Origin of the sequence: Piscinibacterium candidicorallinum, from assembly GCF_047549485.1 — a bacterium.
In the GTDB taxonomy this organism is placed as follows: Bacteria; Pseudomonadota; Gammaproteobacteria; order Burkholderiales; family Burkholderiaceae_C; genus Piscinibacterium; species Piscinibacterium candidicorallinum.
Window position 1 is genome coordinate 24250 of the sequence record NZ_CP180191.1, and the last position, 21639, is coordinate 45888.

The window sequence follows — 21639 nt, forward strand, 5'->3', positions numbered from 1 at the left end:
GCCGCCAGGCGCGTGCCGCGAGCGCCATGCCTGCGCGACATTGAATCGTTGAGGGAGGACACATGACGGACTCACGCATCTACAACGTGCTGTTTCTGTGCACCGGCAACTCGGCCCGCTCAATCATGGCCGAAGCACTGATGAACCACTGGGGCCGCGGCCAATTCCGTGCGTTCTCCGCGGGCAGTCAGCCCACCGGCGCCGTGAACCCGTTCGCGCTCAAGCAGCTGCGCGAAGCGCGTCTGCCCGCAGAGGGCTACCGGAGCAAGAGCTGGGACGAATTTGCCGTCGCGGGCGCACCCGTGATGGACTTCGTGTTCACCGTTTGCGACAACGCCGCCAACGAGGTCTGCCCGGTGTGGCCTGGCCAGCCGATGACGGCGCACTGGGGTGTTGAAGACCCCGCAGCGTTTCTCGGCACGGACGACGACAAGGACCGTGCGTTCTTCAGAGCCTTCGAGACGCTGCAGCGCCGTATCCAGCTCATGCTGTCGCTGCCGATCGCAAGCCTCGATTCGATGGCGCTTCAGACCAAGGTCGACGAAATCGGCAAGGCATGAGCAGCGCCCCCAGGACCCAAGCGCGCCTGGCTGCGGAGCTCATCGGTACCGCAGCATTGCTCGCGACCGTGGTGGGCAGCGGCATCATGGCCGACCAGCTTGCGGGCGGAAATGTTGCGGTGGCCTTGCTGGCCAATACCCTGGCCACGGCCTTCATGCTCTACGTGCTGATCTCGACGCTCGGCCCGGTGAGCGGCGCACACTTCAACCCCGTGGTGAGCGTGATGGCCTTCAAGGACGGCGCGTTGTCTGCCGGTCTGCTCGCGGGCTTCGTCGCAATGCAGGTGGCCGGAGGAGTGCTGGGCGTTTGGCTGGCCCACGCCATGTTCGAGCTGCCGGTGCTGCAGCTGGGCGTGAAGCCGCGCACTGGGCTGGGTCAGTGGATCGCGGAGGCCACGGCGACGGCGGGCCTGATCCTGACCATTCGCCTGTTCGTGCGCTTCAAGCCGGCGCAGGTGGCAGCCGGCGTCGCCTGCTACATCGGCGCGGCCTACTGGTTCACGGCATCCACCAGCTTTGCCAACCCGGCGGTGACGATCGCCCGCAGCCTGACGCCGACCTTCGCCGGCATCGCGCCGGCCGACGCGCCCGGCTTCATCCTGGCGCAGTGTGCGGGCGCCCTGGTGGGCTATGCACTGGCGAGTACTGTGATGGCCGAAAAGCAATGAAACTTTGCCGTCAAATATCGACTTTCCGCATGTCCCAAGCAATTTTCGGCTGATTCAAGCGCTTCTCTGTAAGTGGCCGATTTCGTCGTATCAGTGTGACGCTGGTGCCACCGCCGGTGCGCGCGGCCGGTTGAACAGAAACGGCGCGGCAATGATCAGCAGCCCGCCCAGCGCGTCCTGCCAGCGAGGCGTGCCGGCGCCCAGCAGCCAGCTGGACGCAGCGGCCACCACGACCTCGAACAACATGATTACGGCCGTCAGGCTGGCGGGCAGGCGCGTGGCGCCGTACTGCAGGGCCATGTTGCCGGCCAGGAAGGCCAGGGTCCAGAACAGCAGCACGGGCAGCGCTGTGGTCTGCGTCCAGGTGCTTGCTGTCGGCAGGCTGAGTGTGCCCAGGGTGAGCGCGACTGCGGCCGCGCCCCCGGCCATCAGCACCCCGCCGACAAACATCGCAAACACCCGGCCCTCGCGCGGCAGCGCCGCGTGGCGACGGAGCAGTACGTTGTTCAAGGCAAAGGCCGCCCCGCCCAGCACCGAGAACCAGTCCACCATCGTCGTGGGGATCGGCAGCCCGCTGGCGGGTGAATACAGCACGATCATGGCCCCGGCCAGACCCACCGCAATGCGCAGCGCCGCAGCACGAGTGATCGCTTCATGCAGGAACAGGCGCGCGAAGATCAGCGCCCAGATCGGCATGAGATAGAACAGCAGCACCACGCGCACCACGTCGCCAAAGGCCACGGCGCTGTTGAACGCGGCGTTGGTGATGCCCGAGGCGATGGCGATGAGCCAGAGCGCCGGATGAGTGAAGAGCTGACCCACCGCGCCGCGATACACCAGCGCCACCACGCTGCCCGCGAGCGCATAGGCCAGGGCCGTGGCCAGCAGCGGATGCAGACCGTCGGCCTGCATCGATCGAAAGCCGATCCAGGACAGGCCCCAGACGGAGGCATTGAGCAGCAGCGCAAGCGTTGCGCGGCCGGTGTCGGAGGAAGGGTGGGACGAATGCATGACTCAGCGAGGCGCCGCGCCCGGTCGCAGGCCCAGCGCAAAACGGCTGCGCGACTACACCGCGGCGTGTTGTCCCGGACGGCTGCCGGGCAGTGAGGGAGAACCCGCCTGAGACCTTCCCCTAAACGCGGGGCTGGTGCGGGAAAGACCTGAGTCTAGGCCCTTGGAATGCCTGCTGCGGCGCGACACACTTTCATCAGAGGAAAAAACAGGGAGAGAGTGGCCGCTTGCGGCGCGCGCGTGGTGTTCAAAGCGTGCCCGCCTTGTGCAGACGCGCGCCTGGCGCCGCTGCCGCCTTGGCCTCTGACTCCTGCCGTCTTGGCGCGCCGTTCCGTGGCGCGCGCAATGGGTGTTGTTCGCATGGATCTCGTCACACAAGGCTTGCTCGGCGCAGCGGTGGGTACCGCGGTCGGCGCGCGCCGTCTGGGCTGGAAGGCCGCCGTGTTCGGCGCGCTGGGCGGCCTGTTGCCTGACAGTGACGTGTTCTTTTCGCAGACGCCCGGCGTGGAGCATTGGGTTATCCACCGCGGAGTCACGCACTCGTTGTGGTTCGGGCCGCTGGTCGGCAGCGCGCTGGCCATGTTGAGCATCGGCATCGGAAACGCCTGGCGCGCCCGACAGAAGCAAGCGCCGCTGGACGACGCCGCGCGCCGCGCATGGTTCGCGGTCTGGATTCTGGCGATCTTTACGCACCCGCTGCTGGACGCCGTAACCCAGTACGGCACGCAGTGGTTCGCGCCCTTCACGGACTGGCGCGCGGCGATTGCGGCCATGCCGATCATCGACCCGCTGTACTCCCTGCTGCTGATCGGCGGCCTGGTGGCGGCGGCGTTCACCACCGGCCAGCGCGCCGAACAGCGCGCGCGCATCGCACTGGGCCTGTCTTGCGCCTACATTGCGGTGGCGGCGGTGCAGCAGCCGCTGGGCGCGCACATGGCGCACAAGGAGCTGACGCGTCAGGGCCTGAACGGCCCCTCGGTGCTGCAGGTGAGCAGTCACACCACCATGTTCACGCCCTTCCTGAGGCGCGTTGTGGCCCGTACGGAAGACGGCTACCTGATCGGCTTCGTCAGCACGCTCAACCCCCAGCCCATCCAATGGCGCCGCGTCGAGGTCGACCCCGTGGCCCAGCGCCTGGCCGATCAGATCCTGTCAGGCGAGGGCGATGGCCGCCGTTACCGCCGCTTTGCCACCGGCCCGATCGTGCCGGAGATCCTGCAGCGCGAAGACGGCGCCCAGGTGCTGCGCCTGCACGATGCGCGCTACGGCTTTCCAGGCCAGTCGCTCGCCGGGCAATGGGGGCTGGAGTACACCCTGAACGAACAAGGCCGCCCTGTGGGTCGCGGTGTGCGCTACCGCATACCGCGCGAAGCCACCGGTGAGCGCATCGAGGCGCTCATGCGCGCCAAGCTCGGGTTGCCAAACGCGGTGTTCTGAGCCGCGTGCCCCTTGAGGCACGCCATACGTCATCGGCAAACGGGGTCCGCCAGACCCACCTGCCCAGATCCGGACATCAGGTGAGCAAAGCCAACCCGATCCGCTTCGTAGAAATCCCTGTGGTCGACATGGATCGGGCCGTCACGTTTTACGAGGCCGTATTCGGCTTCGATCTCGAGCTGCAGACGATCGACGGCTACGAGATGGCGCTGTTTCCCTTCGATCCTGCTGCGCCGGGGGCGACTGCGGCGCTCGCCAAGGGCGACGTGTATCGGCCGGCGCAGCTCGGTCCGATCGTCTACCTCGCCGTGGACTCCATTGATGCGACGCTGCACCGTGCTCGTACGCAGGGTGGCAAGACGCTCTACGAAAAGAAGAGCGCGGGCGACTGGGGCTGGGTCGCGGAGATCGAGGACAGCGAGGGCAACCGCATTGCCCTGCATGAGGCGCGCGCCGGCGGCTGAGCGCAGGCTCAGGGTGCTTCGACCAGCGGCCCGGCGGCCCGCAGCCCGAGCAGCAGGCGATACACCGGCAATTCGGTGCCGCTGGCGGGGTTGGTCCGGATCAGCTTGGTGGCCACAAAGCTGCCCGGCGCATCAGGCTCCAGCGCCACCGCGGCCACGCGCGCAAGAGGCTGATTCATCGGCACGAGGAAGCTACCCGCCGGCATGTTCAGCGTGACCGTCTGTGTGTCGACCACGACCCGATCCCCCGGCACGCCCTGCTCGGGTGCCTCATTGCGCGGCGTGCGCATGATGAAGCGCTCGACGTTGGCGTCGGTCGCCGAGTACAGGCGCACCACGCGCAAGCCGTGTTGCGCGAGCCGCTGCGCAGCGGCTTCCTGGTCCGGGCCGAGGATGTAACCCACGGGAATGCTGCGCCGGATGCTGGGCGTGACCTGCAGGGTGTTGATGAAGTCCACGCGCAGGTTGCGGTCTTCACCAGTCAAGGCGTCGATCACCGGTACCTCGCGCACCTCACGGCGGCTTTCGTAGTCCACGGTGATATCGCCCGTCCAGCCGTTGCGTGCCGCCGCATTGGCGCGGCGCAGGGCCTCGACGTTTGTGGCTGCAGTACGGATCAGCGCGCTGGCGGCCAGCACATGCGCGCCCACCCGGCGCTGCCAGTGCTCGCGCCCCAGCCCAATGCCGCGCGTCTCGATCAGGTAGCTCACGGCGCCATACAGACCGAAAGTGTTACGGGCGATGCCGGCGTAGTTGCCGCCGGCGGTGATGAGCGGTTTGTCATTGGGCTGCCCCGGCCGGTCGATCAGAAAGTGGTACAGGTGTGAACGCAGGCCGGCCTTCTTGAAGGCGGCGTCCAGCGCAGGGTCAAAGCTTTCCCTGGACAGGGTGCGGATGGCTTCCGAGATCTCCGGATGCGAGGCGCTCTGCACCAGCACGTCGCTGGCCTGGGTGACACCGAAGCGCTCCAGCAGGCGGCCGGCCGGCGCGAACTCATGCGCATCGATCACCAGTGCCGGTGGCATGGCGCGCATGGCGCGATGCAGCAGCTGGTTTTCCAGTGTGGCGAGCTGAAGATGATCGCGGTTCTGGTCGGACACGGAGGTTTCGCGCCGGTTGGACGCAGCGCCGTCCGGGTTGGCCCGCGGCAGTACCACCACGGTGAGCTTGTCCAGCACGCTGCGCAAATCACCCACGGCGAGGCGGCGCGCTACCTCTAGGGCGGCTTCCGCTCCTGCGGGCTCATTGCCATGCTGCTGGCCGATCAGCCAGACCACCGGCTTGCGCGTCGCGGCCAATTCAGGCGCGGCGGACTTGCCTTCGCTTGAAAAAACCATGAGGTGGATGTCCCGCCCGCCCGGGCTCTTGCCCAGGATGCGCCAGGTCATCGTGTTCGACGAGGCATCCAGCCGCGCGATGAAGGCGGCGAGCTCGGCGTCGGAGGTGAAGTCCTTGCGACCCGCCGCGAACGACGGCGTCTCGGGCGTGAAGGACAGGTCGGCGAAGCGCTCGACGCGCTCATTGCGATCGCCGCGTTCAGGACGTTCCGACCCCTGCTTGTTCGGCTGCGCCGCGGCCGCGAGAGACAGACTCGCGAGGGCCGCACCGAGCCAGACGCGCCAACTGCGCGCCGCCGGCAATGAGACCACCGGCCCTCCGTGCTGATTGAGAAGTAAGCCGCGCAGATTACTGGTAGGAGCGCGCGTCTTCAATCAACTTGCCATCGTTGGGCAGGCTGCCCGGTGCCACAAGCTCAACCTCGCCGCGCAGCTTGGTGATGTCGCGGATCGCATCGCGCAGCCGGTAGGCCAGGCCCTCATGCTGCTCGCCGGATTCGGCCTTGAGCAGCATGTCGTCCTGGCCCATGCTGCCGGTGATGACCATGCGAACGCGCCCCAGCTCAGGAAAGCGCTTGGAGATGTCGTTGATCTGCGCGGGGTGGACGAACAGGCCGCGCACCTTGGTGGTCTGGTCTGCGCGGCCCATCCAGCCGGCAATGCGCTGGTTGGTGCGCCCGCAGGGCGAGGGTTCGGGCAGCAACTTGGTCAGGTCGCCGGTGCCGAAGCGGATCAGCGGGTAGTCCGGGTTGAACATCGTGATCACGATCTCGCCCACCTCGCCAGGCGCGCAGACCTCGCCCGTGCCCGGCTTGACGATCTCCAGCAGCAGGTCTTCAGACAGCACCATGCCCGGGTGCACTACGCCGTCGGTGCTGGTCTCGAAGGCCACGCAACCCAGATCGGCCGTGCCGTACCACTGCTGCACCTGGGTCATGCCGCGGTCAATGAACCATTGCCGCAATGACGGCGGCAGCGCTTCGGCCGCGACCAGTGCCTTCTGCACGTGGCGCAGGTCCACATTCATCTCGGCGGCGCGCTCCAGGATGATGCGCAGGAAGCTGGGCGTGCCCACATAGGCGCGTGGCTTGAGCACGGTCATGGCCTCCACCTGCTGCTCGGTGTTGCCGATGCCTGCAGGGATCACCGGGCAGCCCAGGGCTGCGGCGCCAGCCTCGATCATGAAGGCCGCCGGGGTCATGTGGTACGAGAAGCAGTTCTGCAGCACATCGCCCGGGCGGATGCCGGCAGCGTGCAGCGCGGCCGCGGTACGCCACCAGTCCGGACCATGGCCTTCGGGGTCAAAGATCGGCCCGGGCGACATGAACAGACGCCGCATCCGGCTGGGGGGCGTGGTGTTCAGACCGCCGAAGGGCGTATCGAGCTGCTGCAGGGCCTTGAGGTCGCCCTTGCGCGTGACCGGCAGCGCGGCCAGCGCCTTGCGGCTGGTGATGGCGTGCGGGTCAACCCCGCTCAGAATGCGCGACCAGCCGGCCGCCCGCTGGGCGCCCTGGATCAAGCCGGGCAACGCGGCGGACAGTGCGCCTTCCCGGGCTTCGGCCGGTCGCAGTTCGCGGGGGTCGTAGGTCGTGGTGTTCATGGCTCGATTCCCAATTCTCGGCGCAGCTTGCGGGTGAGCTTCTCCGCGATCAGGGCGTGGCTGCGCGCCAGCAATGCATGAAGTTCGTCCTGCGGCATCGCATCCAGGAGGGTGATGCGCACCCACTTGGCGCGCGCCAGATAGGGCGCGGGGACAATCCCCGGTCGGTCAGTCAGTTCCAGAAATCGGTGGGCATCGGCCTTGAATGAGGGCGGTTCGCAGGGCGTGCGCCCATCGCGTGTCTGGAAGACCGCGAACATGCGGCCGCCGATGCAGTAGCAGAGGTCAGCGCCCCACTTCAAATCAACCACCGCACCGGGCAACGCGGCGCAGAAGTCGGTGGCTTTCGCAAGGTTCAGGCTCATCGCAGGGGGCCCGTCACCCTCAATCCTCATCGCGCCGGCCTGCGAGGCGGCGTACCGCATCAAGCAGCTTGCGTTCGTCCGTGGGGTTGGCGATGGGCAGGCGCTGGATTCGCCCGCGCTCGTCGATGAGTGCGGTGACGCTCTTGTCCTTGAGTTCGAAGTGCAGCTCCACGCCGGCGTCGAGCACAAAGCGCTGCTGGCCGCGCTCCTTGACGCCTGGCAGCGCACGCAGCTGACGCAGCAGGGCGGGACTCGGGCCCGCACCCCCGCCGCCCTTCAGCGCCTCCAGTTCGGAGAAGAAGTCGCTCATCGCTCTCTCGCGCTTAGGACAGCCAGCGCTTGCGGCGCTTGTAGAACTTCGCGTCCTTGAAGCTCTTACGGCCTTCGCGCGATACGCCCAGATAGAACTCCTTGACATCCTCGTTCTCGCGCAGCGCCTTGGCCTCGCCATCCATGACCACGCGGCCGCTTTCCAGGATGTAGCCGTAATGGGCGTACTTCAAGGCGATATTGGTGTTCTGCTCGGCCAACAGGAAAGTGACCTTTTCCTTGGCGTTGAGGTCCTGCACGATGTTGAACACTTCCTCCACAATCTGTGGCGCAAGACCCATGGAGGGTTCATCAAGCAGCACCATGCGCGGCTTGGCCATCAGCGCGCGGCCGATGGCGCACATCTGCTGCTCTCCACCCGAGGTGTAGGCCGCCTGCGACGTGCGCCGGGTCTTCAGGCGCGGAAAGTAGGTGTAGACCATGTCGAGATCTCGGGCGATCTCCGCGCGCGAGGCGCCGCGCGTGTAGGCCCCGGTCATGAGGTTTTCCTCAATGGAGAGGTGCGCGAAGCAGCGCCGTCCCTCCATGACCTGCACGACGCCGCGCTCGACGAGATCGGGCGGTGTGAGGTTCTGGATGCGCTCGCCGCGGTATTCAATGGTGCCCTTGGTCACCTCACCGCGTTCGCCCTTGAGCAGGTTGGACACCGCGCGCAGGGTGGTGGTCTTGCCCGCGCCATTGCCACCCAGCAGCGCCACGATGCCGCCTTCCGGCACCTGCAGGCTCACGCCCTTGAGCACCAGGATCACGTGGTTGTAGATGACTTCGATGCCGTTGACGTTCAGCAATGGTTGCATGGTTCAACCTGTTCGATGTGCTTGGGAAAGCGCACAGGGTGCGCTTTCCCAAGGGGCCGCCGAGGCGGCCCGATGAGCCCCCTTCTGGAGGGGGCGGCAAAAGCCGGGGAGGGGCGTCCGGACAGGCAACGCCTAGACCCCGGCTGCCAAAGCTGAGCAACGCTCAGCTTTGGCAATCCGCCGGGGTTCTAGGCGTGATCTTCTTCTCCGCTGCGTAGCGTTGCGCTGCGTTGCGCACCATCGGCCGGATGATGGTGTCGTCGGCCTGATACCAATCCGAAGTGAAGTTCCACTTCTTTCCGTCCCAGGTCTGGATGCGGGCCCAGCTGGCACCCATGTGGTCGACACAGCTTGTGGATACCGGACGCATCACGCCGCCAAAGCCCATGGCATCCAGGCGCTTCTGGTCCAGATTGAGGTTCTCAAGCCCCCAGCGCACTTGCGTGCCGGTCATCGGCTTGCCCTTGCCAAAGCGCTCCTGGGCGCGGCGCACGCCTTCAACGGCCAGCATCGCGGAGATCATGCCGCGGGTGTAGAGCACGGTGCCCACTTCATCCTTGGGGCCGGTGCCGGCGTTCTTGCCGTGCACATGCTGCAGGATCTGTTCGTGCACCTTGGCAATGCCAGCGCCGTGCTGCATCGCCAGGCCGTTGTAGCCCTTGGCGCCCTCACCGACGTCCTTCACGTCCGGCTCCGCTGCGGCCCACCACACGCCATACATCTTGTCGCGCGGGAAGCCCGTGGCCTGTGCTTCCTTCAGGGCCGTGGAGTTCATCACGCCCCAACCCCAGAGGAAGACGTAGTCTGGCCGTTGCTGGCGAATCTGCAGCCAGGTGGCCTTCTGCTCCACACCTGGAGAGGTGACCGGCAGTGTCAGCAACTCGAAGCCATGCATCTTCGAGCGCTCGGTCAGCAGCGGAATGGGCTCGCGGCCGAAGGGGCTGTCGTGATAGACGAGCGCAATCTTTTTGCCCTTGAGGTTGGGCAGTCCGCCCTCGCGCTTGCCCACGTGCTGCACCAGCACATCGGCTGCAGTCCAGTAGGTGCCCAGCAGCGGGAAGTTCCAGGCGAAGACCGAACCGTCCGCCGATTCGCTGCGACCATAGCCAGCCGTGATCAGCGGGATCTTGTCGGCAGGAGCCTTCTCCGTCAGCGCGAAGGTGATGCCTGTGGACAGGGGCTGGAACATGGTCGCCCCGGTCGGCCCCTTGCCCTTCAGGCGCTCGTAGCACTCCACGCCGCGGTCGGTCGCGTAGCCGGTCTCGCATTCCTCGAACGTGATCTTCACGCCGTTGATGCCGCCATCCCGGTTGTTGATCAGCTTCAGGTAGTCCACAAAGCCGTTGGCCCAGGGGATGCCGTTGGGCGAGAAGGGCCCGGTTCGATAGACGAGCACGGGGAAGAACTGCTCCCGCGCCTGCGCCTGGGCGCTGGCCTGGGGCGCAGTCAGCGCGGTGGTGCCCACCGCAGTCAGCATGGCTGCACCGAGTAGTAGAGATTTGAGCTTCATGTCGCCTCCAAATGCGCATCTGATCTGCGCGGTGTCTCCAGTAAATGCATTGGCACTGGGTTTCGTAATGAGGGTTCTCGCGGGTGTGGCGGCCTGCCTAGTGCGGGAATGGCCACAGGCGCAGCTTCTCCTTGGCAATCGACCACAGGCGCGCCAGCCCGTGGGGTTCCACGATCAGGAAGAAAACGATGAGCGCACCGAAGATCATGAATTCCACGTGCGCCACCAGCGCCGTGCTGACCTCGATGCCAAAGGGTGCGGCCAGCAGCGGCAGCGCCTGGTTGAGCACGATCGGCAGGATCACGATGAAGGCCGCCCCGAAGAAGCAGCCCATGATCGAGCCCAGCCCGCCGATGATGATCATGAACAGCAGCTGGAAGGAGCGCTGGATGTTGAAGGCGGCCGGTTCCCAGGAGCCCAGATGCACGAAGGCCCACAGCGCACCCGCGACACCCACGATGAAGCTGGACACGGCAAAGGCCGTGAGCTTGGCGTACACCGGGCGGATGCCGATCACGCTGGCGGCCACGTCCATGTCGCGGATCGCCATCCACTCGCGCCCGATCGCGCTGCGCACCAGGTTCTTGGCGAGCAGCGCGAAGACCACGACGAACAGCAGCACGAACACGTACTTCTCGTGCGGCTCGTTCACGGTCCAGCCAAAGGCGTTCAGGGTGCCGGCCGACACGGAGCCGGACGGCGAATCATTGGTGAACCACTTGATGCGGATGAAGGCCCAGTCCACGAAGTACTGGGCGGCCAATGTCGCCACCGCCAGATACAGACCCTTCACGCGCAGACTCGGGATGCCGAAGAACACGCCCACCATGGTGGCGGCCAGCCCGCCCAGCAGCATGGCCACCACCAGCGGCATCCCGTCTACACGAATCATGAAGTTGTAGGCCGCGTAGGCGCCCACGGCCATGAAGGCGCCGGTACCCAGCGAGATCTGGCCGCAGTAGCCCACCAGGATGTTCAGGCCGATGGCGGCCAGCGACAGGATCAGGAAGGGGATCAGGATGGCGCGGAACAGGTATTCATTGCCCAGCGCCAGTGGGCCGATGAAGGCAAATGCGATGACCAGCAGGATGGCGATGCGATCCTGCGCAATCGGGAAGATCTGCTGATCCGCCCGGTAGCTGGTCTTGAACTGGCCGTTTTCTCTGTAGAGCATGTGATGTTCTCCGGGCCGTCAGACGCGATCGATGTGCTTTTCGCCGAATAGGCCTTCGGGCCGCACGATCAGGAACAGCAGTGCGAGCACATAGGCGAACCAGTACTCGATGCCGCCACCCAGCGTCGGGCCCAGGAACACCTCGGCCATCTTCTCGCCCACGCCGATGATCAGGCCGCCCAGAATGGCGCCGGGCACCGAGGTCAGCCCGCCGAGGATCACCACCGGCAGCGCCTTGAGCGCCACTTCCACCAGCGAGAACTGCACACCGAGCTTCGCGCCCCAGATCATCCCCGCCACCAGAGCCACCACGCCCGCCACGCTCCAGACGATCACCCAGATCCGGTTCAGCGGAATGCCGATCGACTGCGCGGCCTGATGGTCATCAGCCACCGCGCGTAGGGCGCGGCCCACGGGCGTTTTCTGGAAGAACAACGCCAGCGCGGCCACCAGCACCGTGGCGACCACGGCGGCAAACACATCGATCTTGTTGATCAGGATGCCGCCCTGGAACACGTTCTCCAGCATGATCACCGGGTCCTTGGAGATGCCCAGATCGATCTTGTAGATGCTCGACCCCCAGATGGTCTGACCCAGACCGTCAAGGAAGTAGGTCACGCCCAGGGTGGCCATCAGCAGCACTACCCCTTCCTGGTTCACGAGCGGGCGCAGCACCAGCTTCTCGATGATCATGGCCACGAACACCATGACCGCACCCGCCCCCAGCATGGCCAGCCACAGGGGCCAGCCCCCGCTGCCGAACAGGCTCCAGAGGATCACGCCGGCGCCGATGCCGCCGGCCACCGGCACGCCGAACTTCAGCGGCGGCGCAGATTTGGCCGCTCCGCCCTTCTTGATGAAGCCCAGCGCGAGCACGCCGGACAAGCCACCCAGCAGCAGGGCCACGATCCAGAAGTGCGCGGCAGACAGGCCCTCGCCCGACAGGCGCGCCACGGCCAATGCAGCGAACAGCACCATGGCGCCCTGCGCAAAGTTGAAGACGCCGCTGGCCTTGTAGATCAGCACGAAGCCCAGGGCCACGAGTGAGTACATGACGCCGGACATCAGACCGCCGAGCAGCACCTCGATATAGAAGCCCAGCGTGGTGTTCTTCTGCGTCAGCGGCAGCAGCAGGCCGATGGTCAGCAGGATGATCAGGACGATGACGGGGAGCTTTTTCTTCATGACGGCTCCTCAGTGCGCTACGCCGAGATAGGCGTCGATCACGGCCTGGTTGCCACGGACCTCATCGGGCGTGCCGTCACCGATCTTCTTGCCGTAATCCAGCACCACCACGCGGTCGGAGATATCCATCACCACGCCCATGTCGTGTTCGATCAGCACGATGGTGGTGCCGAACTCGTCGTTCACGTCGAGGATGAAGCGGCACATGTCCTGCTTTTCCTCCACGTTCATGCCGGCCATGGGTTCATCAAGCAACAGCACCTGCGGCTCCATGGCCAGCGCGCGGGCAAGATCCACGCGCTTCTGCAGGCCGTAGGGCAGGCGCCCCACGGGCACCTTGCGGTAGGCCTGGATCTCCAGGAAGTCGATGATTCTCTCGACAAAGGCGCGGTGCTCAAGCTCCTCGCGCTCGGCCGGGCCAATGCGCAGGGCCTGCAGCAGGAGATTGCTCTTCATGCGCAGATTGCGGCCGGTCATGATGTTGTCCAGCACGCTCATGCCTTTGAACAGGGCCAGGCTCTGGAAGGTGCGCGCCACACCCATCTCGGCCACCTGGCGCGAATTCATGTGCTTGAAGGTCTTGCCGCGGAAGGTGATCGATCCTTCCTGCGGGGTGTACACGCCGTTGATGCAGTTGAGCATCGAACTCTTGCCCGCGCCATTCGGGCCGATGATGGCGCGGATCTCGTGCTCGCGCACGTTGAAGGAGATGTTGGTGAGGGCTTTCACGCCGCCGAAGGACAGCGAGATGTTCTGCACATCCAGAATGACTTCGCCGATCTTGCGTTCAGAATTGCGTTCGCTCATGCTCAGGCCGCCTTTCGATCAGCGCGGCTGTCGCCGGCAGGAAAGTGTCTGGCGTCACGCACCTCGAGCACTGCGGAGATCTTGCCCACTCGCCCATCCTCGAACTTCACCGGGGTTTCGATGAACTGGTCCTTGCGACCCTCGTACAGCGCATCCACCAGCACGCCGTACTTCTCGGCAATGAAGCCTCGGCGCACCTTGCGCGTGCGTGTGAGCTCGTCGTCGTCCGGGTCGAGCTCCTTGTGCAGCACCACGAAGCGGGCGATCTGCGTGTCGGCCATCTGCGGCTCGCTGGCCAGCTGCGCGTTGACTTTCTCAACGCACTCCTGAATCAGTGCCAGCACTTCCTTCTTGCCCGCCAGGTCCACGTAGCCCGCATACGGCAGTCCGCGCCGCTCGGCCCAGTTGCCCACGGCATCGGCATCAATATTGATGAGCGCGCAGACGGTGTCCTTGCCGTGGCCGAAGCACACGGCTTCCTTGATCTGCGGGAAGAACTTGAGCTTGTTCTCGATGTAGTTCGGTGCGAACAGCGCGCCACGCGCCGTGCGGCCCACATCCTTGGCGCGATCGATGATCTTGAGATGCCCGTCGCTGTCGATCACGCCGGCATCACCGGTGTGGAAGAAGCCCTCGGCATCCATCACCTCGGCCGTGGCGTCCGGGCGCTTGTAGTACTCCTTGAGTACCCCGACGCCGCGTACCAGAACTTCGCCACTGTCGGCGATCTTGATTTCCACGCCGGGGGCGGCCGGGCCGACCGTCTCGAGCTTGACGCCGCCGTCGGGCTGCAGACAGACATACGCACAGGTTTCGGTCTGGCCGTAGAGCTGCTTCAGGTTCACGCCGATCGAGCGATAGAAGCGGAACAGGTCCGGGCCGATGGCGGCACCCGCGGTATATGCCACGCGGATGCGGCTCATGCCTAGCACATTGCGCAGCGGCCCGTAGACGAAGAAGGTGCCGAGTGCATACAGCAGCCGGTCGGTCACGGTCACGGGCTTGCCGTCAAGAATCTCTGCGCCGCAGCGACGCGCAACGGCCATGAACTTCTCGTACAGCCAGCGCTTGGGTGCGGCCGCATCCTCCATGCGGATCGACACCTGCGTGAGCAGGCCTTCAAACACTCGCGGCGGTGCGAAGTAGTAGGTCGGCCCGATCTCGCGCAGATCGTTCATGACGGTTGCGCCGGATTCCGGGCAGTTGACGGTGAAGCCCGCCACCAGGGACTGTGCCACCGAGAACAGATGGTCACCCACCCAGGCCATGGGTAGATAGGACAGGATCTGGTCGTCCGGCCCGAGCTTGTCGAAGCCCACACCGCCACGCGCGCTGCCAATGAAGCTCGCATGCGTCTGGCACACGCCCTTGGGCTTGCCCGTGGTACCCGAGGTGTAGAGCATCACCGAGACATCGTTCGTGTCGCCAGCAGCCACTTGCGCATCAAAGAAGCCCGGGTTCGCTGCGTCGTGCGCGCGCCCCTTGGCCAGCAGGTCCTCAAACGACAGCAGACCCTCCTGCGCGTAGTGCCGCATGCCGCGCGGGTCGTCGTAGATGATGTGCGTCAGGCGTGGCAAGTCGCGGCGCATCTCCAGCAGCTTGTCCACCTGCTCCTGGTTCTCGGCAATCGCGAATTCGATCTCCGCGTTGTCCAGCACAAAGGCCATCTCGGCGGCAATGGCGTCCTGGTATAGCGGGACCGGCACACCACGCAGGCACTGCGCGGCAATGAAGCTCCAGTACAAGCGGGGCCGGTTGTCCCCGATGATGGCCAGGTTCTGGCCGCTCTTGAAACCCAGCGCAGCCAGGCCACAGGCCATTGCCCGCACAATCTCGGCCGCCTGGCCCCAGCTGTAGGTCTGCCAGATGCCAAGGTCCTTCTCGCGGATGGCCGGATGATTCGGCCGTACGCGCGCGTGCTCCAGCAGCAGGCGCGGGAAGGTATCGCCAGTGCCCGACGAAACGGTCACGGATGTCTCCTTGTTGTGTCGCGTGGGACCGGCGCGGGCCAGTCCAGAGCGTTCCACTTCTTTATTCGCCGCGGGCTCTCGGCCCTCGGTCGTTTAACGCATTAGATGCTGCCGGATGTTGCGATGCTGTCGTTTTCGCGACAATGTACGCATCCGGATTGACCGTGATCGGTTTCGTCGGAACGCACCTTGCACACAGAGCATCAACCCCTGCTGCTTCACGCTGCGCTGCAGCAAACTCCCTGGTGGGATTACCTCACCGATGCGGAGCGCGCGCGCGCCATTGCCGGTGTGGAAGAGCGCTTCTTCACCGGTGGGCAGGTGGTGGTGCGCAAGGGTGAGCGCGTGGACTGCTGGCTCGGCGTGATCGAGGGGCTGGTCAAGATCAATGCCGTGAACGCCAGCGGCAAGTCCGCCACATTCACAGGCGTGCCCACGGGCGGATGGTTTGGCGAGGGCACCCTGCTCAAGCATGAGGTGCGCAAGTACGACGTGGTGGCGCTGCGCGATACGCGCATTGCCTGGATGAACGGTGCCACGTTCCAGTGGCTGCTGGACCACTCCATCGGCTTCAACCGCTTCCTGCTCAAGCAGCTCAACGAACGCCTCGGGCAGTTCATCGCGGTGGTGGAGTACGAGCGCCTGCTGGAGCCCGATGCTCGCGTGGCGCGCTGTCTGGCCGAGCTCTACAACCCCCTGCTTTATCCGGGCAGCGGGGCGCATCTAGCCATTTCGCAGGAAGAGGTGGGCTATCTGGCCGGCGTCTCGCGCCAGCGCGTGAATCAGGCACTCAAGCTGCTGGAGGAGCGCGGCCTGCTCAAGGTCAGCTACGGCGGCGTGCAGGTGCTGGACCTGGAGGGCTTGCGCCATTACGGCGCATAGCGGGCAGGCTGTGCGCGCGGTGCGATGCGGCATAACACGCGCTTGTCCTTGAGCGCCGGTCTAGTGTGCGGCGCGCGGTCCCCAGTGCGGCGCCTCGTACATGCCCATCAGGGTCACGGCGCAGCTTTGCAGCAGCGGTGCATCGAGCGCGTGCAGATCCACCAGGGTCTCGATGCCGTAGATGCGGTCGAACTGCATGCGCTGGATATCGATGTGCACGCCATGCTCGGCGGCCAGATCGCGCAGGCGCGGCAGCAGGCGGTGTTCGTCCCAGTACAGGGGCAGGTCGATCGAGTCGATCGTCACATGGGCCGGCGGCATCGGCACGGGGGCATCCAGAGCGGCTTGCGCAGCGCGCGTCACCAAGGCACGCGCCAGAACGGCTGCAGCCAGTTGAACGGTGATCTCGTGGTCCATGATCGGCTCCCGGGTGCGGGAAGCAGGCTGTCGCACCCTGTTGAGCCCATCCTAGGCGCCGTGCTGTGCCGCAATGCGCGGATAAGCCCGCCGATTTCGAGCCAGATCGCACGCCTCAGATCATGAGCGCAGGCTGCACCATGGACTCGCATTGCTCGCGCAGCTGCTGTGCCTGCCCCGCCCAGTAGGCGTCCGTGCCGAACCAGGGAAAAGCCACGGTGAAGGCCGGGTCAGTCCGGCGGCGCGCCAGCCAGGCGGCGTAGTGAATCTGCCGCAGGGTCCGCAGTGCCTCGATCAGCCGCAGCTCACGTCGGTCGAAATCGCGCACGGTCTCGTAGCCATCGATCAGCGCACTCCATTGCCGCGTCTGGTCGGCCCGATCGCCGCTTGCCAGCATCCAGAGGTCCTGCACGGCGCATCCGGTGCGCGCATCGTCCAGGTCCACGAAGTGCGGACCGGGCTGGGGCAGGCCCTCCGGCGTCCAGAGAATGTTGCCGGGGTGGCAGTCGCCATGCAGGCGGATCTGCGCCACGGCACCTGCCGCGGCAAAGCATTCGCGCACGGCATCGAGCGCCTGCTGCGCCGCGCTGCGGTAGGTTTCACGCTGCGTCGGTGGGAGATCACCCTCGGCCATCAGCCAGGCCAGCGGGGCCTCACCCATCGTGGCGATGTCCAGGCGTTCCCGACAGGAGAACGACCGAGCCGCCCCCACCGTGTGGATGCGCGCCAGAAAGCGGCCGATCCATTCCAGCACCGCGGGATCATCGAGCTCCGGCGCCCGGCCGCCGCGGCGCGGGCTGACGCTGAAGCGGAATCCGCCGTGCTCGGCCAGCGTCTGGCTGCCCGGCACCGTGGCGCCGGCCAGCGCCAGCGGGGCCACGACCGGGATTTCGGCGGCCGCCAGCTCGGCCGCGAAGGCATGCTCCTCGAGAATCTGCGCCGTGCTCCAGCGCTGGCCGTGTGCACCCTGCTCGGGCCGGTAGAACTTGGCCACCACCGCGCTGCCGTCATCCAGATGCGCCATCCAGACCCGATTTTCGTAGCTGGAGAGCATCAGCAGCCGGCCGTCGGGAAGCAGGCCGGCGGCCTCCAGCGCATCGAGCACGACGTCTGGCGTGAGCGCTGCAAACGAACCTGCGGGCGCGCCGGCTGGCTCAGAGTCAAAAGGGCTTTCCGCTTGTCCCATGCGGCTTTCCGGGCAAAAGTGGCTGGAAAGCCGCATGGATACTGTGGATCGGCTTTCGGATCGGGGCGTGAACACCCCGGGCTAGCCGCAAGCCTACAGGAGCGCTACAGCTTCAGCGGCACGCCGGAGAGCGGCGTGACCCACTCATTGAGCACCGGCAGGATGTTGGTGTTGACCTTGCCACCCGGTCGGCCCCACTGGAGCAGGCTGTCGCGCTGCGAGGGCGTGTCGAGAAAGGCGTGGTCCGAGTTGGCCAGCAGCACGAAGCGCGCTGTCTCGGGCCGCAGGCCGTTGACCCAGCTGACCAGCATTTCATGGTCCGAGGCATCGGTGAGGAAGTCGCTCGCGCCATACAGCGCCAGCACATGGCCGCTGGCGCCGGCCCAGACTTCGGGCATGTTCAGCGCGGCCACCTGCTGCCAGAAGCGCGCGTGCTGCCCGCTGTACTGCGGGCCGGAGGGCGAGGGCCGGAAGCTCTCGGCCACCAGCTGCTTGAGCCGCGGGTAGCGGGCCACGATCTGCTCCGGCGTCAGGCCCTCAAGCAGCCAGGCGCTGTTGAGCAGGGCCTTGTCCTGCAGCAGGTTGTGCATGTCCAGGGGCGTGGTACCGCCCAGCGTGCCCTGCCGCCGGGTGTTCTCAAGGTCGTATTCGATCCAGGTTCGGAATGCCGTACCGCTCACCACGATGCCCTTGAGCTTGAACTCGCGCGCGAGCAGCGGGCCCCAGTAGCCGCCCATGCTGTGCCCGAAGAGAAACACGCGCTCGGGGTCCACGTCGGGCCGCGCCAGCAGGGCCTTGAGCGCCTGGCGATACCCATCCAGGGTCTGCTGGAAGTCCACGGCCGCAAAGGGCCCGCCTTCACTGTCGCCCACGCCCGGCTTGTCTACGCGCATGGTGACGTAGCCGCTGCGGGCGAAGGGCTGGATCACCTTGGCATAGCCGTTGTCGGCCGTGAGCGCAAAGTCCACCGTGCCCGGACCGATACCCTGCACGAACATCAGCGCCGGATGCTTCTGGGCTGCACCTGCATTCGGTGCCGTGACGATGGTGCGCAGCCAGCCGCGTTCGCTCTTCACCTGGCCGTAGGTGACATGGTAGTCGGTCGACACCTCGCGCGTTCGTCCGGCCAGCGTGCCGCTCAGTCGCAAGGGCTTGCGGTTGCGCTCGCCGGTCACGCGTACGGGCGCACCTTCCACTTGCGTGCTGAGCCAGGCGGCCACCTCGGCGGGCGTGCGCACAGTTGTGTCGTTCAGGCGGTTGATCACGTCGCCCACCTGCAGGCCGAGTGCCTGCGCGGTGAGATTGGGCACCACGGCATCGATCCGCACGCCGATCTGCAGCTCGCTCAACTGCGCGCCCAGCGCGGCTTTTCTCGGCAGCACAGGGACATCGGACTGCGCGGCTGCCGGACGCGGTACAGCCAGGTACAGCGCCATGGCAAGCAGGGATGCCACCCAGACCGGCCAGGATCGGGGTAACGCAGGGCGCGCCGCAGCATGCGGCGCGGCGATGAGGTCAGCGGTCATGACGACAACTCCAGACAGACGAACGGAGCCTGAACACTAGCCGCCCCCGCCGCACCCCAAGGCGGTGCGTGCACGAACTGCGGATTGAGCGACATGAACGGCCGGGGCCACCCCGCAGAGTCGGCTGGCGGCTACGCTGCGCCCATGGAGTTCAGCATCCGCACCGGTACGGCGGACGATGCGCTGTGCATCGCCGCCCTGGCCACCCAGACCTTTCTCGACACCTATGCCAATGACGGCGTGCGCGCCGATCTCGCCCGGGAAGTCTTTGCCCTGTGCAGCACCAGCGCCTTCGAAGCGCAGCTGCGTGAGCCGCAGACCGTGTTTCTGCTTGCCACCCGGGGTGCGCTGCTGCTTGGCTTTGCACAGCTCCATCTGGGGCTGCGCACTGCAGGCTACACAGCGCATGCGGGCTGCGAGATCGTGCGCCTGTACGTGCAGCCCAACCAGAAGCGCCGCGGCATCGGCCGTGCGCTCATGGACGCAGCACACCAGCGCAGTCGGGCCCAGGGCGCGGCCACCACCTGGCTGACCGCCTGGGCCGAGAACCATCGCGCACGCGCCTTCTACAAGGCGATCGGCTACCAGGACGTGGGCGAGCTGCCCTATGTCTGGGAAGACCAGTCCTACGAGAACCGGGTCTTCGTGCGGGCGCTATAGCGCCTCCTTCCACTCCGCGTTGAACAGGCGCCACTGGCTGCCCTCGCGCCGCCAGTTCGTCGTGAAGATCCAGCTCTGGCCGCGCTCGGGCAGCAGGCCGCTGCTTCCGGTCGCCAGCACGCCGATCTGCGCGGTCGCGCGCTGGCCGTCGATCTTGACTTCGCGCACCGTCGCCACCACGTTGATGTTCTGGTTGGTGAGAAAGACGCCGGCCAGGATGCGTCGCGCTTCCTTCTTGTCGAAGTTGCCGGACTCGCGCGTGAAGTCGTCTGCCAGGTGCTCCAGAAACCCGCTGGCGTCCTTGGCCTGGATGGCGGCCTGCATCTTGTCCACCGCGGCGCGCAGCTCCTTTTCAGGGTCCGAGCGGCCGCAGGCAGCCAGCAGGCCGAGGGTTGCGAAGGCGATGAGCAGGGCGCGGCGCAGCATGAGGGTTTTCGAGTGCCTGAGTGTGAGGCCGCCGCAGGACGGCCGTGGGTCTGCACTGTAGTCTTGCAATGGCACGGAACTCGCTTTGGGTTTTCACGCACGCCGCAAGGAACTGACCGCCGTGCCGCGGGTCATTGAAATTCGATCGGGCAAATCACACGCCCCGACGCTCAAGAACAACACTCCTCCAGAGGTCTGCATGAACACGTTTGCATTTACGCGGCAGCGCCTTGGGCTGACCGGTGCGATGCTCGGCGCGACGTTGATTGGTCTGAGCTTCTGGGCCTGCGCGCCGCGCGCCCAGGCCAACGCCGCCGACCCGGCCGCCGCACCGCCACCCATCACCGCACCCGCTGCAGCCTTCGAGGTCATTGACCTTGAGTGGCAGGACGCAAGCCGCCAGCGCGTGGTGCCTGCGCGCCTGTACTGGCCCGCGCAGGCACAGGAAGGCAGCGTGCCGCTGGTGGTGTTCAGTCACGGTCTGGGCGGCTCACGCATGGGCTACCGGCATCTGGGGCAGTACTGGGCGCAGCAGGGTTATGCCAGCCTGCATCTGCAGCACGCAGGCAGCGATCGTGAGGTCTGGCGCGGCAATGTCTTCAGCCTGGTGAGCAATCTGCAGGCAGCGGCGAGTGACCTGAACGCCGCCAACCGCGCGCTGGACGTCCGATTCGCCATCACGCAGATGCTCGCAGAGCCGCGCTTTGCGCCGCACATCCGCAGCGAGGCGATTGCCGTGGCCGGCCACAGCTACGGTGCCAACACCGCGCTGCTTGTCTCCGGCGCGCGGGTGCTGCGCGAGGGCCTGCCGACCGATCTGCACGATCCGCGGGTCAAGGCCGCTGTGCTGCTATCTGCTCCGCCCTTCTATGGCGAGGCGGACATGCGGCCGATCCTGGGCGGCATTGAGGTGCCCACGCTGCACGTGACGGGCACGGAAGACGTGATCCGCATCCCCGGCTACCGCAGCGAACCCACCGACCGCGTGGCCGTGTTCGAGGCCACGGGCAGCCCGCGCAAGCTGCTGGCGGTGTTCCGCGGCGGGACGCACAACATCTTCACCGACCGCACCGATCAGGCGGGCGCAGAACTCAACCGTGTGGTCAAGCGCGCCACGCGCGAGGTCAGCACTCTCTTTCTGGACGCCACGCTGCGTGCTGGCGATCCGCAGGCCGTGGACCGCTGGTTGGCCGAGAACCGTGGGCTGTTCGCGCGTGTGAGCGGCAGTCTGGGCTCGGCGGCCCAGGCCGCGAATCCCGCGCCCGGGGCGCCCGTCGCCCTGCTCGTCCGCGCGGCCGAGTGAGCGACGCGCCAGTCCCAAGGCACG

Annotated in this window: 22 protein-coding genes; 7 read left to right on the top strand and 15 right to left on the bottom strand. The window is 66.3% G+C overall.

What is annotated here, in order from left to right; all coding sequences use genetic code 11:
• The first annotated feature begins 62 nt into the window (after positions 1-62).
• A complete protein-coding gene (locus ACMDW7_RS00135) occupies positions 63-560 on the top strand; it encodes an arsenate reductase ArsC (protein ID WP_377304755.1) in 498 nt (165 codons plus the stop codon).
• Positions 557-1228, top strand: a complete 672-nt coding sequence (locus ACMDW7_RS00140; protein ID WP_377304757.1) for an aquaporin — start codon at positions 557-559, stop codon at positions 1226-1228. The genes ACMDW7_RS00135 and ACMDW7_RS00140 overlap by 4 nt, the downstream gene beginning before the upstream one ends.
• A gap of 90 nt (positions 1229-1318) precedes the next feature.
• Here ACMDW7_RS00140 and ACMDW7_RS00145 read toward each other — a convergent pair whose 3' ends face one another.
• Complete coding sequence (locus ACMDW7_RS00145) at positions 1319-2239, bottom strand: DMT family transporter (protein WP_377304759.1); 921 nt, start codon at positions 2237-2239, stop codon at positions 1319-1321.
• Positions 2240-2557: 318 nt separating this feature from the next.
• Here ACMDW7_RS00145 and ACMDW7_RS00150 point away from each other — a divergent pair, with 318 nt between their 5' ends.
• Both ACMDW7_RS00150 and ACMDW7_RS00155 read left to right on the top strand, forming a co-directional pair.
• Positions 2558-3676 carry a metal-dependent hydrolase gene (locus tag ACMDW7_RS00150; RefSeq protein ID WP_414859582.1) on the top strand — a complete coding sequence of 373 codons (1119 nt, stop codon included), beginning with the start codon at positions 2558-2560 and terminating at the stop codon, positions 3674-3676.
• An 80-nt stretch (positions 3677-3756) separates the two neighbouring features.
• On the top strand, positions 3757-4140 hold the full coding sequence (locus ACMDW7_RS00155; RefSeq protein WP_377304762.1) for a VOC family protein: 384 nt from the start codon (positions 3757-3759) through the stop codon (positions 4138-4140).
• 8 nt (positions 4141-4148) lie between these two features.
• Here ACMDW7_RS00155 and ACMDW7_RS00160 read toward each other — a convergent pair whose 3' ends face one another.
• The 10 genes from ACMDW7_RS00160 to ACMDW7_RS00205 all read right to left on the bottom strand — a co-directional run bounded on the left by ACMDW7_RS00160 (position 4149) and on the right by ACMDW7_RS00205 (position 15215).
• Positions 4149-5789, bottom strand: coding sequence for a M14 family metallopeptidase (locus ACMDW7_RS00160; RefSeq protein ID WP_377304764.1), 1641 nt, complete (start codon positions 5787-5789; stop codon positions 4149-4151).
• A 37-nt stretch (positions 5790-5826) separates the two neighbouring features.
• Positions 5827-7077: a phenylacetate--CoA ligase family protein gene (locus ACMDW7_RS00165; RefSeq protein ID WP_377304766.1), complete on the bottom strand. Its 1251-nt coding sequence runs from the start codon at positions 7075-7077 to the stop codon at positions 5827-5829.
• On the bottom strand, positions 7074-7442 hold the full coding sequence (locus ACMDW7_RS00170) for an MmcQ/YjbR family DNA-binding protein (protein ID WP_377304768.1): 369 nt from the start codon (positions 7440-7442) through the stop codon (positions 7074-7076). Before ACMDW7_RS00170 ends, ACMDW7_RS00165 begins: the two co-directional genes overlap by 4 nt.
• Before the next feature lie 19 nt (positions 7443-7461).
• Entirely contained in the window at positions 7462-7752 is a 291-nt protein-coding gene (locus ACMDW7_RS00175; protein ID WP_377304770.1) for a hypothetical protein, read from the bottom strand.
• Positions 7753-7765: 13 nt separating this feature from the next.
• On the bottom strand, positions 7766-8569 hold the full coding sequence (locus tag ACMDW7_RS00180; RefSeq protein ID WP_054124692.1) for an ABC transporter ATP-binding protein: 804 nt from the start codon (positions 8567-8569) through the stop codon (positions 7766-7768).
• Positions 8570-8732: 163 nt separating this feature from the next.
• Positions 8733-10079 (bottom strand): ABC transporter substrate-binding protein, encoded by a 1347-nt coding sequence (locus ACMDW7_RS00185; protein ID WP_377304772.1) that lies wholly within the window; start codon positions 10077-10079, stop codon positions 8733-8735.
• Between the two features lie 97 nt (positions 10080-10176).
• Positions 10177-11253 carry a branched-chain amino acid ABC transporter permease gene (locus tag ACMDW7_RS00190; protein WP_377304774.1) on the bottom strand — a complete coding sequence of 359 codons (1077 nt, stop codon included), beginning with the start codon at positions 11251-11253 and terminating at the stop codon, positions 10177-10179.
• An 18-nt stretch (positions 11254-11271) separates the two neighbouring features.
• Positions 11272-12354 (bottom strand): branched-chain amino acid ABC transporter permease, encoded by a 1083-nt coding sequence (locus ACMDW7_RS00195; protein WP_377305061.1) that lies wholly within the window; start codon positions 12352-12354, stop codon positions 11272-11274.
• Positions 12355-12447: 93 nt separating this feature from the next.
• Complete coding sequence (locus tag ACMDW7_RS00200) at positions 12448-13245, bottom strand: ABC transporter ATP-binding protein (RefSeq protein ID WP_377304776.1); 798 nt, start codon at positions 13243-13245, stop codon at positions 12448-12450.
• A gap of 2 nt (positions 13246-13247) precedes the next feature.
• The gene (locus ACMDW7_RS00205) at positions 13248-15215 is read right to left on the bottom strand and encodes an AMP-dependent synthetase/ligase (protein WP_377304777.1); all 1968 of its coding nucleotides are present in this window, start codon (positions 15213-15215) and stop codon (positions 13248-13250) included.
• Between the two features lie 210 nt (positions 15216-15425).
• On the opposite strand from ACMDW7_RS00205, the gene ACMDW7_RS00210 reads away from it, so the two are divergent.
• Entirely contained in the window at positions 15426-16097 is a 672-nt protein-coding gene (locus ACMDW7_RS00210; RefSeq protein WP_377305063.1) for a Crp/Fnr family transcriptional regulator, read from the top strand.
• 60 nt (positions 16098-16157) lie between these two features.
• Here ACMDW7_RS00210 and ACMDW7_RS00215 read toward each other — a convergent pair whose 3' ends face one another.
• From ACMDW7_RS00215 to ACMDW7_RS00225, 3 genes are all read right to left on the bottom strand, one after another.
• Complete coding sequence (locus tag ACMDW7_RS00215) at positions 16158-16514, bottom strand: hypothetical protein (protein WP_377304779.1); 357 nt, start codon at positions 16512-16514, stop codon at positions 16158-16160.
• A gap of 115 nt (positions 16515-16629) precedes the next feature.
• Complete coding sequence (locus ACMDW7_RS00220; RefSeq protein ID WP_377304781.1) at positions 16630-17700, bottom strand: serine/threonine protein kinase; 1071 nt, start codon at positions 17698-17700, stop codon at positions 16630-16632.
• Between the two features lie 104 nt (positions 17701-17804).
• Positions 17805-19226, bottom strand: coding sequence for an alpha/beta fold hydrolase (locus ACMDW7_RS00225; protein WP_377304783.1), 1422 nt, complete (start codon positions 19224-19226; stop codon positions 17805-17807).
• Between the two features lie 93 nt (positions 19227-19319).
• Here ACMDW7_RS00225 and ACMDW7_RS00230 point away from each other — a divergent pair, with 93 nt between their 5' ends.
• Entirely contained in the window at positions 19320-19886 is a 567-nt protein-coding gene (locus ACMDW7_RS00230; protein ID WP_377304784.1) for a GNAT family N-acetyltransferase, read from the top strand.
• Here the strand turns inward: ACMDW7_RS00230 and ACMDW7_RS00235 are convergent.
• Complete coding sequence (locus ACMDW7_RS00235; protein ID WP_377304786.1) at positions 19881-20312, bottom strand: hypothetical protein; 432 nt, start codon at positions 20310-20312, stop codon at positions 19881-19883. The two genes, ACMDW7_RS00230 and ACMDW7_RS00235, sit on opposite strands and share 6 nt — an antisense overlap.
• Positions 20313-20511: 199 nt before the next feature.
• On the opposite strand from ACMDW7_RS00235, the gene ACMDW7_RS00240 reads away from it, so the two are divergent.
• Positions 20512-21615, top strand: a complete 1104-nt coding sequence (locus ACMDW7_RS00240; protein ID WP_377304788.1) for an alpha/beta hydrolase family protein — start codon at positions 20512-20514, stop codon at positions 21613-21615.
• Positions 21616-21639 lie beyond the last annotated feature (24 nt).